Raw genomic sequence first — 13,687 nt, forward strand, 5'->3', positions numbered from 1 at the left:
TTACACCACGCTAAGTATTATACCTAATTTGTTAGCACTATACAGCATCCATTTTTTTGTGTCAAGCACTTTTTTTCACTGAGTAGGAGAATGTGCAAATAAAGTACGTAGCCGTATAAAGCTGGGATCCATTTTTCTATCATCACCAGAAACGTTGATTACTTTTATACCTGTAAATTTAACTGGATCCCAGTGTCAGGGCACTGGGATGACAGAAGAAAAAGGCCTGTATCGGCTACTTCGATGACACTCACAGCCCTGTCATTCCAGCGCGTGACGCTGGAATCCAGAAAAAAAAGAAAAATGGTCAAGCACTGACCCATTTAGTTATCTTTTCTCGTCTACCTTGTTTTGCCACCCTGCTGAACGGATACATACCGTTTGTTGCTTTTATTCTATGGTACCTTATCTGCCCTGCTTCAATCAGTAAGGGATTTCAATATTAACTCTGCACTACTTGCGGGATTGCTACTCTCTGTAATGGGTCTGCCAATTACGATATAATCAGCTCCTGAATTTATTGCTTCTTTTGGTGTTGCTGTCCTTTTTTGATCATCATGACCTCGATTCATACGGATTCCTGGAGTAATAATTTTAAAGTCTTTACCACATTCTTGGTGCACCTCTTGAGCCTCTAGTGCAGAGCAAACTATTCCATGTAGACCAATCTTTTTTGCAAGCTTTGCCAGCAAAATTACCTGTGATTTTGTTTCTCTTGCCACTCCAAGCTCACTTAGATCTTTATTACTCATGCTAGTTAATACTGTTACTCCAATTAGCTTTATTTTAGTGCCTTGCACTATACTTAGCGCTTCTTGAAGCATTTTTGTTCCACCACTGATATGCAATGTTAGCATTTCAACATCTAGAATCTTGATTGCTTCAATCGTTCTAGCGACAGTGTTTGGAATATCATGCAATTTCAGATCTAAAAAAATTGGTATATTGCATTTTGCAACTTCTCTCACTCCAGAAGGGCCATGTGCAGCAAAAAATTCTAACCCAAGCTTTACCATGCCAACCTTATCACGCAGAGCATTAGCTAAAGATATAGCTTTATTCAAATCTTGTGTATCCAGTGCGCATATTATTGGGTTCATTATCTTGTATAATTTTTTTTATAATAAAGCTAGTTATTATGTTTTGCAAATACCTTCACTCTGATTAAGTTCATAAGATTCTGTTAATAGTGAATTTGGCGATTTGGTTGGGGTGGCAGGTAGTGATTCATATCCAAGATCTCCCGGTAAAGTTTCTTCTAATGGTCTATAATCTTCACCTGGCGTGAATTGAACAAGTTGCCCTAATATAAATTTTATTTTCTGAGTCTCCCCTAATATTATTTTTGTGCTATAACCTTTAATTGCTCTATTTTCTCTTATTGATTCTTCTACCTTTTCTATCACATATTGAAGTTGTTTTATTTGACTGTCTCGCTCTAAAAGTGAATTTCTTAAATTTTTTACTTCGTTATTACAATCTTGTCTTATTCTGTCTAACTCCAAAGATTGATTTTTAATTAAACCATCTGCTTTATCTAGCTCTTCAAATTTCCTTTTTAATTCTTGAGATAAGTTTTTATTTTTCTGATCAATTTCTTTAAATTTACATTGTAATTCATCTAATTCCACACAAAGTTCTTCTTGTCTTTTATGTAATTCTTCTTTTTTCATATATAGTATATGTTTCTCTTTACGTAATTTGTCTATTTCCTTAGATAACTCCTCTTTTTCTTTGAATAATTTCTCTACTTCCTTATATAATTCTTCATATTTATCATTGTCTATTTTTCTTTTCAATTCGATTATGAGTTTTTTCCTCTCAGTTAGATTAGCTTCTTTTTCCTGTAACTGTTTACACAAATATGAGATTTTATGGAGTAGTTCTTTTTCTTGTGCAACAAGCTCATCTTTCTCCTTCGTTACTTTTTCTAATTCTTCTGTTATTCCAATTATATGGATCATTTTTGCTTCTAATTTCTCCTCCAAAGATTTTTTTTCTTTAAGAAAAGATTTCCTCTCAGCTTCTATTTTTTGACCAAATTTTCTTCCTTCCTCGTATAAATTGTGCTTTTCTTGAGTCAACTCACGCTCTTTGTGAGCAAATTCCTTTCCCACTTTCCTAGTGTCAATAATTATTTTATACAAAATCATAAAAGCCAAAACAGATAATACAGCTAAAGCGAGAATTAAAGAACTAGGTGCATTAATAAGCGCTAAAGATGTAAGTAATGTAAGAGTAGCAAGAGAACTAGCTATAAAATAAAATGTATTATATTTATTAAGTAAATTGCTCATCACCCATATACAAAACTTCAGCAGTCTTGTATATATTGATTAAAATTGTCTTACCTGTAGAGGAGAACACTTATCACAATTTTACCAGTGATAAACTTTAGTTGATATTCTAACTAAACTCAAAATGCAAGGTGGCATCAGACAGGAGTAGAACATCTACTAGAATATCCAAAATCTTCTGAATATGAAGCTTCATCCAGCTCTTTATTTGGTAGTGCTGATAAATCTCCATTACTTATATCTGAAGGAGCAAGGCTATCATTAGTTTGTACAGATATTTCTTCAATTACTCCTTTTATTTCTTGATCACTGACTCCAACATTCTTGATTAATTCCTCCAATCTATTCAAAATCTCTAATACAGTTTCCTGCGATATAATCACTTTATCTCCTTCTCTTACATTCTCTTTGAACAAATATATCATGTTTTTTGCCAAATCTTGTGCTAAGCTCACACGATTCTGATGAACTAATGAAGATTGATCATTCAAATCTGAAATTTCTTCTTTTATAGAATGCTTCTCAAATAGTAACTCTTTGTACTTTTCATGTTGAATTTGACTTTCTTCCTCCAGATTGATGATATAATTTTCCAACTCTTCACTGTTTTTTCTTTCTTTATTAAGAATTTTTTCTAACTCTTTAATCCTACTGAAATATTTAGTTTCTTTCTCTTCCGATTGCTTACTTAGTGTCCCCCTTCGGGGATTGTCTCGCCTTGAGGCGAAGGACAAGTTATAATAGTCGCGTATGCGACGTTATGGGTATAATGCACACTCTAAGTACGATATGAAAGTACACTTGGTATGGATTCCCAAATATCGCAAAAGGGTGCTAATAGGCCAAATTGGTGTTAGAGTTAGGGAGCTGCTAAGGCAGGTTACTATGGAAAATGAGATCCAAATTATCTCAGGCAAAGTTGCAGTAGATCATATTCATATGTTTATATCATATAAACCACAGCAAAGTGTTAGTAAAATTGTACAACTTTTGAAAGGAACAAGTTCAAGGTTGCTGATGCAAGATTTTGCAAGTCTAAGAAAGCACTTTTGGGGCAGGCACCTTTGGGCACGTGGATATTTAGCCGTAAGTTCTGGTACAATCACAGACGAGGTTATACAAGAGTACATATCTACCCAGGAAGGCGAGCCACTTCATGACAATGATCAATTTCAAATTGATTGAAATTTAACCCTTCACCTTGTAGGTGATGGTTGTTGAGTTCTTCTAAATCTACAGTTAGTTTAATCACTTCTTGAGTTTTTTCATTTAACTTTTTTTGTAATCGTTTTTTTTCTTCTTCTAAATCCGATGATTTAAGTATTAAATCATAAGTTTCAGAACTTTCTTTTTGCAACTGCGCTTCTAACTCTGCTATTTTTTTTCTCTTTCTTTTCTAAACATGTCCTCAATTCTGTTACTTTTTTAGATTCTAATTCATGTGATTGATTTTTTAATCTCTGGATTTCATTGTCCTTATTACTTAACTTTTTTTGAGCATCATTCAGTTCTTGTTCTAACCTTTTATTTTCATTCATTGATTCAGCCAGTCCGTACTCTGATTTCCTTATTTGATCCTTTAGTCTTTTTACTCTGACATCTCGACCTTCAGCATATTCTTCCAAATTTTGCTTTTCTTTACTTAACTGTTGTATCTTTTCTTGCATTTCCCTTAACTTCTTATCTAACTTTTCCTTCTCTATTCTTTTCTCCTCAAATTCACTCTCTACCGAATCACTTAGCTGCCCGAATTTTTGTGTTATTTCAGCCAAAACCTCATTTAATTGACTTACCTTTCCATTTAACTCCTCTATCTCTCTTACTTTCTGCTGCAATTGTTCTGACATAGTTTCTTTATCTTCAGTCAATCTTGTATTTTCTTTTTCCAATTTATTAATTCTTTCGTTTAAGCTTTCATCTACAACTTGTGCACTTTTGTCTTGCATTTTAGTACTGCCTATTTGAGCTTCTTTGCTGCCACGCTCAATTTCTTGAGTTGTTTTAATGTTAATATTTCTATTACCATTTTCTATCACAATCTCAGATGATTTATGATTGCCTTTCTCCTTATTTCTAAATTTTATTTGATACAAGAATAAGTTACCTATTTTTACATCTTTATTTGCTTTCAATTGATCATCAGTAACACGATTACGCTCGATAAGTTCTATACCATTAGCATCAATATTAATTATAATAGTGCACTTTTTTCCGTCCTCATCACACCAATTCAGAGTCATTTCGTATGCACCATCAGTTACAACATAGTGCCTTATTCCTTCTTCAGAAACAAAACCGTGCATTCCATTTTTTCCATTGCTATGCAGAGTTGAAAATCCTGAAATTCCATTATCTTGACAGAAATTACTATTCAAAAACTCACTGACTTTGAATTTGTTTTTATTAGCTCCCAATTTAACTTCTGCACAACTACCATATATTGACACTGTTTCAACACCATTTGCAATATACCCATTCAATACTTTTTTAGCCTCATCTTGAAGCTCTGGTCTAGCTTCTTTTATATTATTGAAATCTTGGATAACGGCTTTATACACTTCATCTTCATTAAAATTGGCATTGTATTTTATTAAAAAAGATAATATGTGAAAACTAGCTACAGCAGTGTGAATTGATTTATTCTTTTCTTTTATCTTACCGAGCAAAAACAAAAACCTTTGAATGAAGTCATGATAATCGTCTTTTTGTTCTTCAATTTTATTATTATATGAATTACCAATCATTATTACCTCACAACTAAATAATTAGTATAGTAATACGAATGCTAAGTTACATCAATCAATAGACTTACAGTAAATTTTCCATTCTCAGTTATAAGCTCTGCTTCTGTACTCTCAACCCATTCTATCACTTCAGCATTGCAAACTGACTGCAAATCATGCTGAGCAGAATAATTTAACTCATCCTCTTTTACACTCGCTTTTATCATCAACTTTTGTATAAGATGCTTAACTGATACGTTATTATCTGCTTTTATTTTTCTCACAAGGTTTAATATCTGCACGAAATTATCTCCCATTTCCTCAGAATACTTATCATAGGTAAGTTCTTCCTTGTTAGGCCAATTACTTTTATTGTGAACGGAGTTATAACTATACAACTGATGATATATTTCCTCTGTAATGTATGGCAAAAATGGTGCAAATAACCGCAAAATAATATTGAGTACATATGCCAAACTCTGTTTCGCACTCATGTTTGCCTCGCTGTCCAATGCATCTCCATATGCACGTTTTTTAACTAACTCTAAGTAATTATCACAAAAATCTTTCCAAAAAAATTCTTCTATTGCGCTCAAAGCTTCGCAATATTCAAACTGTAATAGATTGTTCGTCGCTTTTTCTATCACTTTATATAACTTAGACAATATCCACTTATCCATCGTCTCATGAACAGAATTTATGCTCAATGCTTGATGTGTTTCCATGAACATGGAAACAAATTTGCTAGCATTCCAAAGTTTTGTAACGAGTCGTTTGCCAATTTTGAAGATATTTTCAGAGTAGACTGTGTCAACCCCAAGTCTTGAGTTTGCTGCCCAATAGCGTACTACATCAGCTCCATAGGTTTCAATCATTACATGAGGAGTGATGATATTACCTTTTGATTTACTCATCTTTTTTTTATCATCAGCTAAACACCAACCGCTAATCATGATATTTTTCCACGGCAGTGAATCTGCATGATAATGCGCCTTCAAAATCGTATAAAAAGCCCAAGTTCTTATTATCTCATGGCTTTGGCTGCGCAGATCTGCAGGAAATATCTTATCATACCGATGGCTTGGTAAACCGAGCTCACTGTTTACTGCCAGTGCACTTAATTGAGGAGTGATCGCACTTGTTGCCCAAGTATCCATCACATCTTGATCTGGAGTAACTTCTTCTTTAATATACCCTTTCGGCAAATCTTTGAGTGGATCTACAGGTAAATCCTTTACTTCAGCTAGAATGATTTTGCCTTCTTCTCCCTTACGTTTTGAATACCAAACTGGAAATGGTACACCAAAATAACGCTGTCTTGAGATGCACCAATCCCAACTTAGCCCTTCTATCCACACCTCCATACGTTTACGCATAGATTCTGGATGCCAATTACATTTACTCACTTTATCTAACAGTTGAGCTTTTTGTTCTAAAGTCTTGATAAACCACTGATAAGTAGATAATATTTCGAGTGGCGCACCAGATCTTTCAGCACATTTAACAGAATGAGAAATGCTAGTGCTTTCTATTAAAAGTCCTTTTCCACTGAGGATTTCAATGATCCTCTTTCTTGCTTCTTTAACTTTTAGTCCATGGATTCCAGTGTCAGCTACTTGGATGACACCGGCATGTGTCTCCTCTGTCACCTGAGTAGCTTGATACTGTGCATCTTTCTCCCCTGTCATCCCAGTGCGTGACACTGGGATCCATTTTTGATCACACGCTGCATGCAGATTTATCCTTCCATCCTGATCAATTATAATTGTCACCGGCAGATTATGCTTTTGCTGCCAATATACATCGAGCTCATCACCGAACGTACAGCACATAACAAGTCCAGTGCCTTTATCTATTTTAACCTTATCATCAGCTATTATTGGAACTTTTGCCCCTGTCATTGGCACTATGGCTATCTTACCAATCAGCTGAGTATAGCGTTCATCCTCTGGGTGACAAAAAACTGCAACGCATGCTGGAAGCAACTCAGGTCGTGTAGTTGCGATGTGAATCTGCTCATTTTCTTCAGTGGAAAAAACTATTGTATTTAAAGATGACTCAAAAATTTTATCTTCTATTTCCGCTTGTGCAATTGCGGTTTTATCAACTGGGTCCCAAAGAATAGGTTGCATTTTCCTGTATGCATATCCCTTATTATATAAATCAACAAATGACATTTGAGAAAGTGCCACAGCTTCCTTGCTGATCGTGTGGTATTCCAAATCCCAGTCATAGCTAATGCCAACTGATTTAAACAATTCCTTGAATTCTTGCTTTGATTTTTCAATAACCTCATGGCACATCTCTATAAATTTTTCTCTGCCAACTTCTTTTGCACGAATTTTATAGGTCTGCTCAACTAACCTTTCAGTCGGAAGGCCATTATCATCAAACCCAATTGGATAAAATACATCTTTTCCCAGCATACGCTGAAACCTTGCAATAAAGTCTGTGTGGCAATAGCTGAATATATGGCCAATATGCAACTTTCCTGATATCGTTGGTGGGGGCGTATCTATAGTGAAAGTGTTACCCTTTTCACTACTCCATTTATAAACTTTACTTCCTTCCCATAATACATTGTATTTGTCTTCAACTTCTCTAAAGCTGTATTTTTCTTCCAACATAAATATTTCTCAGTTTTAAGCTTTAAGTTAGCACAATTGAGCAAATACAGCAATTTTAATGTCTATCATTTAATTTAGCCTCGTTACAATACAAAATTTTCTTGACCTTATAATTTTAAATGTATTACATAATAATTTTTAATATTGAGGTTTATTATGCTTAACTTTCATGACTTAAAAGAGATTAGAGATATTCTAAGTCATCCATACTATGTACCTCACCCAGCAAAAATAGACTTAGTAGAATTGCTTGGAGACGTGCTGGAGTTAAAAGGTAAAAAAAGCCCAGAAGAAGCAGTAGCTACATTAAAAGATAAAATAAGAAATGAACTAAAAAATGAAATGAAAAGTGAAATGAAGCAAAAAATAAATAAACTTGAGCAGCTAGAGAAGGAAAATAAAGACTTACGAACTAAAAATGATCAGGCTGAACGGTTAAATAAAGCCTTAGAATATGCAAGTAATACAGCTCGGAACAAAAATATAGAATTAAAAGATGAAAAAAATAAACTAGATATTCAAATCCAGTATTTACAGCAAGAAGAGAAAATATTAGAAGTCGAAAATGAACCAAATAAACAACTAAAAGAAAAAGCAACATACATCGCTACTGCTAGTACTGGTCTTGCTGTTGGGTTAGTAGTGTATATTACACTTGAACATACAACTAAATTGGACATGTGGTTAATCGTTGTTATAGCAACAGTATCTGCATTCTTAGCTGGTGATTTAATAATGAAACCTAGCTCTCAAGTAAATGGAACACAAGAACCACAAGGAGTAGCAAATAAGAATTCAGTGTAGCTTGATATAGTTTTTTTCATTTCACTGCCTTTCCAAATTTGAAGCAGGTTATTTGAGCCATAGTACAAAGTAAATATAGTAATTTTACACTAAAATTTTTAGTTTTGTTTCTGTGGGTTAGTTGGTACGAGCCTTGCCTTTAAGAAGATGTAAAATCACAATTATTACGAATAACATTCCACCAATAACTGATATAGCTCCACCCGTAATAAAACAAGCACGTGCCAACATTGATGAAATACTTGGCAGATCTGCAACTTTTCTTAATGCACCATATCCACCAAGCCAAACAAGTCCAGTAATGTGGAGAAAATGTCCCAAGCTATATGCATAAATCTGTAATCTTACTATGGAGCTTTTTATTTCTTTACAGCCCAATTTTGGTAACAGCCAGTAGACAAAATTCATAAAAGCTATAGTAATACCAACCACAGAACCGTGATAATGAGCAGGGATAGTGACATTTCCTTCAATAGTTAGTACTCCAAGCACACCTCCATAAATGAACAATACAAACGAGTGGAGAAGATAATTGCCCTTATCATTGAGCAGAGTTTTTATGTTGCAAGACACTAATATTGTTAAAAAGCACGGCAGAACTGCTCCAGCAATTCTCATATGCCAGGTAAAAAACTGTATCAATTCAGCACTATCCGCCGAATAAATAAAATATATAAACGGCGCACCTACGGTCAAAACTGTGTTTATAAATAGTGGTAAAATGGTAATTTTATTTAGACTAATATAGCGAGCATTCAGTATGATCAAATAAACTAAAAACATTGCTTGAGCAAAGGCAAACTGCAGTAAATGTCCGCCTCCCCAAAAGAGATATTCATAAAATAAATTCTTGTCTGAGTGATATAGACCTGGAGGCATATTTTTATGTGCTAAAACAACACAAAGAAATGATGACACAAGTATAATGACCAGGCCAATTTGTCCGATTGAAAGATATGAGTCTTGTTTATTTGATATGTAGGCTAGAGCTGTATTTATCAATATGCTGGTAATGAAAAGACTGAGTCCAAGTAAAAATAATTTGTTTTGTAATACAGGTATATAGTTACTTTTGATAACTTCAGTATTTGGAACAAATGCAGATATAAACATTAGCAGCATGGAAAGGATTGAGAGAATCCATGAGAAGTTAAACCAATGATTGGTGTTTTTTAAGTTTATGATGAAGAGCAGAGATATTATAGAGCACATCCATACCAAAATTGACAAATTTACGTGTATCACCAGTGCATTATCAAAAATATATTGTGCGGAGGGAATGAGAGAGGAAATGAAAGGCAATCGTAGAAAGATAACAATTATTGACAGCAGTCCAGAGCAAGCAAGGGCACATACTGCCAAGAATACCCATTGCCTACAAAGTGGAGTGTTATCTTGTATGTTGAGCATTTACTTTTAGGTACTATAGCATAAGACAGTGTACATTTTTCAAATTGATATGCATAGTTTAAATGAATGACATTACAACAATATCTTTCATCCTGAAAATGCTGAATCCATTTCCATTTCATATTATGGTAGTATTACTGACAGCGTTAGTCTGGGCTATCGAAATGTACTTTAATCCATACTTGGTAAAAGTTATTGTAGTAAGAACATTTTTACATAATGGTATAACATTACATTCGTAGATCAATGCTTTTAATGTACAATAAGAATATTTTCGTTGTGATTGAGGTTTCTAGTATGTATATTAATAAATCTTGTTTTCAATAAATAATGAAAATAATAATTGTCATGATGATGTTATTGTATAGTAACTATACAATGGCAAACGAACGAATAAGTCTAGTAGATAAAAAGTTATCTCAAGGATATGTAGCTCCAATACTTACAGAAAATAGCATTATTTTACCAGACAAGCACGGTACCTTATATTCCTTTGATGTCGATAATCCAAGAGTTATAAATTGGAAATTATACCTCTCAAGTAGGAAAAAAATTGGTAATATGAGTTTATCGAGCTACAAAGAAAATGTTTTCTTTGTAGTGGATAACATTCTACACGCAATAGATGCGAAAACAGGGGAGATTCAATGGGAAAAAGAATTAAGAGCTCCGGCAAGAGGGAAAGCAATAGTAATAAACAATAAGTTGGTAGTATTGACTATTGATAACTATCTACATGTATTTGATATAAAAGATGGCAGCCCCATTTGGGCTTATCAAAATGGTATAAATGAGGTTCGAGGTTTATATTCCATCTCACCAACAATCTCTAATGATAAAATAATAGCACCATTTTCAAATGGTGAGTTAATAGCTTTTAATGAAGAAGGTAAAAAATTGTGGAGCCAAAAATTAGCTACAAATCTTTTAGATACACAGCTTACAGATGTAACTACTACACCTAAAGTACACGATAACATCTTAATAGCTACGAGTAATTCTTATATTTACGGTATTGATGTAAAATCAGGAAATATCTTATGGTCAAAACCACTACAAGTAAAAAGTGTATCAGACATAGAGTCATATTATAGCCCTCTTATTCCTGCAGAGAAACAAAAAGAAGGCGGAAGAATTTTCATGGTGACTAAAGATAATAAAATAATTGGCATTGACATACAAAGTGGAAAAACAGTCTGGACGTCTGATTTAATAGAAAATGTGCAATTGTTTGCTCCAATTATGTATGCCCATACACTGTGGGTGACAAGCAATAAAGGTTCAATGTTTGCTTTTCCTGGATCTGAAAGTACAGGAAGGGTAATTAAAATACCTGGTAATGTGTTTCATGCTCCAGTATTTACTCATGGTAAGATGTATATAACGACTGAAGGAAATGGTGTTTATTCTTTAGAAAATAGGTTTGTTCTTTATGACTGATTATGATTTGATTGTTATAGGTGGTGGCCCAGGTGGTTACAAATGCGCTATTGCTGCTGCAAAACTTGGACTCAAAGTTGCTTGTATAGACAAAAATAGCATTTTTGGTGGCACGTGTTTGCGAGTTGGGTGTATACCATCAAAAGCATTACTACATTCCTCTTATCAGTATGCTAGCGCGAAAAATAATCTATCAAAACTTGGTATAAAGGTTAAGGATGTAAGTCTTGATTTGAAAGAAATGCTAGGCTATAAAGATGCTAGAGTTCAGGAGCTTGGAAAAGGCATAGAATATCTATTCAACCTTTACAAAATTACTAAGATCAATGGACTTGGAAAAATTACTTCTTTTGATCAAGGCAACCTTGAAGTTTCAGTTGAAGGTAAGGTACTAAAGACAAAAAATATAGTAATTGCAACTGGTTCTGATGTTAGTTCTCTTCCAGGAATTGATATTGATGAGGAAAATATCATTTCATCAACAGGTGCACTATCTCTCACTGAAGTGCCAAAAAAGCTTGTTGTGATTGGAGCTGGGGCAATAGGGCTTGAAATGTCTTCTGTATGGAGTAGGTTAGGATCTGAAGTTACCGTAGTAGAGTTTCTTGATAGAATCGCTGCAGCAATGGATGGAGAATTAAGTAAGTCTCTGCTTTCTAGTCTACAAAAGCAGGGAATAAAATTTTTACTTGGTACTAAAGTTGAAGAGATAAAACAAAGTAGTAACTTTTTGAATGTGAAAGTTTGTTCTGTAAAAGATAACCAAACAAGTACTATAGAGGCGAATAAGGTACTGATTTCAGTAGGGCGTAAGCCATGCTCTGATGGTCTTGAAAAAATAGAAAAAGACAGTCGTGGCTTTATTCAAGTCAATAGTAGGTATGAAACCAATGTAAAAGGAATATTTGCTATTGGTGACGTCATTGGCGGAGCAATGCTTGCTCACAAAGCTGAGGAAGAAGGGGTGGCAGTTGCAGAGATACTAGCAAGGCAATTGCCTCACGTTGATTATGAAATCATACCGTCAGTCATTTACACTCATCCTGAGGTTTCTTCAATCGGTAAAACCGAAGAAGAACTAAAAAGTGCTGGTCGAAAGTATAAAGTTGGTAAATGTCAATTTGCTGCAAACGGTAGAGCAAAAGTCACTGATGATGCTGAGGGATTCGTGAAAGTTCTGACTTGTAGCAAAGCAGATACAATACTCGGTGTACATATCATAGGAGCATACGCTGATACGCTAATCAATGAAGCAGCGGTTGCAATGGCATATGGTGCAGCAGCAGAGGATATATACAGAATTTGTCACTCTCATCCTGATATAAATGAAGCCTTTAGGGATGCGTGCATCGATGCTTTCTTTAAAAAGTAACTGTGGACCTCGGTTCAATCATTGAAAAATGGTATGATTGGCTAAAGTACAACAGGTCTTACTCACCAAACACTTTGGAGTCATACATGAGGGACCTCAAAGATCTTATAAATTTCCTAAATACTCACATTGGTGAAGAAGTAAATGTTGGCTCTTTAGAAAAATTAAGCATACCTGAACTGAGAAGTTGGTTTACCTCTCGTTATGCAAGAGGTGTAAATGCGAGATCTAACACTCGCGCATTGTCAGTAATCAGAAATTTTTTCAAATATATAAAAAACAATTATGAAATAAATAATGAAGCGGTATTTTCTTTATCAAGGCCAATTCAGAGAAGAACTCTACCTAAAGCACTTTCAATATCTAACATAGAAACTCTATTGAAAGAAATGAAATTGCCTGATCTAGGCGAGCCTTGGGTGGTAAAAAGAGAAATTGCAATTGTCGTTCTGCTATATGGTACGGGCTTAAGAATCACTGAAGCACTGAATCTTAAGGTTAGTGATATTAGCAATGAAAGTTTAATAGTAACAGGTAAGGGAGATAAACAAAGGCAGGTATTTATTCTTCCAGTAGTAAAAAAGTGTATACAAAAATATATAAAAGCTTGTCCCCACTCTGACGAAGCGGGACATCTTTTTGTCGGGGTAAGAGGAAAAAAATTGGGAAGAACTTATGTTGCTAATCGTTTGCAAAAAATAAGAAGATTTTTAAACTTACCAGAAATTTTATCTCCACATGCATTTCGCCATAGTTTTGCTACTCATTTGCTTCAGGAAGATATTGACATAAGATCAATACAACAGCTGCTTGGCCACTCAAGCCTTGAAACTACTCAAGTTTACACTCACCTAAATTATCAAGATGTCTTCAATATGTATAAAAACTTTCAGAAGAGTTTGAATAAAAAATCGAAATCTTAACTTCGTCTTAAATCGATAATATTGCCGAACTGAGTGCTTGCAACATCATTCAGTACTATACTTGCTTTATATAAGCAATAGTGACCAGCAG

The 13,687-nt window shown here is 34.3% G+C and carries 12 protein-coding genes; 5 read left to right on the forward strand and 7 right to left on the reverse strand.

The genetic code is table 11. From position 1 onward, the window contains the following. Positions 1–419 precede the first annotated feature (419 nt). From pyrF to BVG17_RS07255, 3 genes are all read right to left on the reverse strand, one after another. A complete protein-coding gene (gene pyrF / locus BVG17_RS07245) occupies positions 420–1,100 on the reverse strand; it encodes an orotidine-5'-phosphate decarboxylase (protein ID WP_063630418.1) in 681 nt (226 codons plus the stop codon). 36 nt (positions 1,101–1,136) lie between these two features. Further along, entirely contained in the window at positions 1,137–2,297 is a 1,161-nt protein-coding gene (locus tag BVG17_RS07250) for a hypothetical protein (protein WP_063630420.1), read from the reverse strand. A gap of 137 nt (positions 2,298–2,434) precedes the next feature. After that, complete coding sequence (locus tag BVG17_RS07255; RefSeq protein WP_063630421.1) at positions 2,435–3,031, reverse strand: hypothetical protein; 597 nt, start codon at positions 3,029–3,031, stop codon at positions 2,435–2,437. Between the two features lie 16 nt (positions 3,032–3,047). Here BVG17_RS07255 and tnpA point away from each other — a divergent pair, with 16 nt between their 5' ends. Next, positions 3,048–3,482 (forward strand): IS200/IS605 family transposase, encoded by a 435-nt coding sequence (gene tnpA / locus BVG17_RS07260; protein ID WP_143688839.1) that lies wholly within the window; start codon positions 3,048–3,050, stop codon positions 3,480–3,482. Here tnpA and BVG17_RS10520 read toward each other — a convergent pair. Genes BVG17_RS10520 through BVG17_RS07270 form a run of 3 tightly spaced genes read right to left on the reverse strand, consistent with a single transcriptional unit; the run spans position 3,430 to position 7,647 of the window. Next, a complete protein-coding gene (locus BVG17_RS10520) occupies positions 3,430–3,654 on the reverse strand; it encodes a hypothetical protein (RefSeq protein WP_241654206.1) in 225 nt (74 codons plus the stop codon). The two genes, tnpA and BVG17_RS10520, sit on opposite strands and share 53 nt — an antisense overlap. Continuing rightward, positions 3,635–5,041 carry a hypothetical protein gene (locus BVG17_RS07265; protein WP_241654207.1) on the reverse strand — a complete coding sequence of 469 codons (1,407 nt, stop codon included), beginning with the start codon at positions 5,039–5,041 and terminating at the stop codon, positions 3,635–3,637. Before BVG17_RS07265 ends, BVG17_RS10520 begins: the two co-directional genes overlap by 20 nt. A 41-nt stretch (positions 5,042–5,082) precedes the next feature. Next, entirely contained in the window at positions 5,083–7,647 is a 2,565-nt protein-coding gene (locus tag BVG17_RS07270; RefSeq protein ID WP_063630423.1) for a valine--tRNA ligase, read from the reverse strand. A 156-nt stretch (positions 7,648–7,803) separates the two neighbouring features. On the opposite strand from BVG17_RS07270, the gene BVG17_RS07275 reads away from it, so the two are divergent. Continuing rightward, a complete protein-coding gene (locus BVG17_RS07275) occupies positions 7,804–8,451 on the forward strand; it encodes a hypothetical protein (protein ID WP_063630425.1) in 648 nt (215 codons plus the stop codon). A gap of 117 nt (positions 8,452–8,568) precedes the next feature. Here the strand turns inward: BVG17_RS07275 and BVG17_RS07280 are convergent, their stop codons facing one another. Next, positions 8,569–9,861, reverse strand: coding sequence for a cbb3-type cytochrome c oxidase subunit I (locus BVG17_RS07280; protein WP_063630426.1), 1,293 nt, complete (start codon positions 9,859–9,861; stop codon positions 8,569–8,571). Between the two features lie 330 nt (positions 9,862–10,191). Here BVG17_RS07280 and BVG17_RS07285 point away from each other — a divergent pair, with 330 nt between their 5' ends. Genes BVG17_RS07285 through BVG17_RS07295 form a run of 3 tightly spaced genes read left to right on the forward strand, consistent with a single transcriptional unit; the run spans position 10,192 to position 13,596 of the window. Further along, a complete protein-coding gene (locus tag BVG17_RS07285; protein ID WP_063630428.1) occupies positions 10,192–11,301 on the forward strand; it encodes an outer membrane protein assembly factor BamB family protein in 1,110 nt (369 codons plus the stop codon). Beyond that, positions 11,294–12,673 (forward strand): dihydrolipoyl dehydrogenase, encoded by a 1,380-nt coding sequence (gene lpdA, locus BVG17_RS07290; protein ID WP_063630429.1) that lies wholly within the window; start codon positions 11,294–11,296, stop codon positions 12,671–12,673. The genes BVG17_RS07285 and lpdA overlap by 8 nt, the downstream gene beginning before the upstream one ends. A gap of 2 nt (positions 12,674–12,675) precedes the next feature. Beyond that, entirely contained in the window at positions 12,676–13,596 is a 921-nt protein-coding gene (locus BVG17_RS07295) for a tyrosine recombinase XerC (RefSeq protein ID WP_063630431.1), read from the forward strand. The last annotated feature ends 91 nt before the right edge of the window (positions 13,597–13,687 follow it).

The sequence above is a fragment of the Wolbachia endosymbiont of Laodelphax striatellus genome (genome assembly GCF_007115015.1).
Classification (GTDB): domain Bacteria; phylum Pseudomonadota; class Alphaproteobacteria; order Rickettsiales; family Anaplasmataceae; genus Wolbachia.

Bases quoted from the DNA above. Each gene is read 5' to 3' on its own strand.
- pyrF (WP_063630418.1), bottom strand. From the start codon at position 1,100: ATGAACCCAATAATATGCGCACTGGATACACAAGATTTGAATAAAGCT.
- BVG17_RS07250 (WP_063630420.1), bottom strand. From the start codon at position 2,297: ATGAGCAATTTACTTAATAAATATAATACATTTTATTTTATAGCTAGT.
- tnpA (WP_143688839.1), top strand. From the start codon at position 3,048: ATGCGACGTTATGGGTATAATGCACACTCTAAGTACGATATGAAAGTA.
- BVG17_RS07265 (WP_241654207.1), bottom strand. From the start codon at position 5,041: ATGATTGGTAATTCATATAATAATAAAATTGAAGAACAAAAAGACGAT.
- BVG17_RS07270 (WP_063630423.1), bottom strand. From the start codon at position 7,647: ATGTTGGAAGAAAAATACAGCTTTAGAGAAGTTGAAGACAAATACAAT.
- BVG17_RS07275 (WP_063630425.1), top strand. From the start codon at position 7,804: ATGCTTAACTTTCATGACTTAAAAGAGATTAGAGATATTCTAAGTCAT.
- BVG17_RS07280 (WP_063630426.1), bottom strand. From the start codon at position 9,861: ATGCTCAACATACAAGATAACACTCCACTTTGTAGGCAATGGGTATTC.
- BVG17_RS07285 (WP_063630428.1), top strand. From the start codon at position 10,192: ATGAAAATAATAATTGTCATGATGATGTTATTGTATAGTAACTATACA.
- lpdA (WP_063630429.1), top strand. From the start codon at position 11,294: ATGACTGATTATGATTTGATTGTTATAGGTGGTGGCCCAGGTGGTTAC.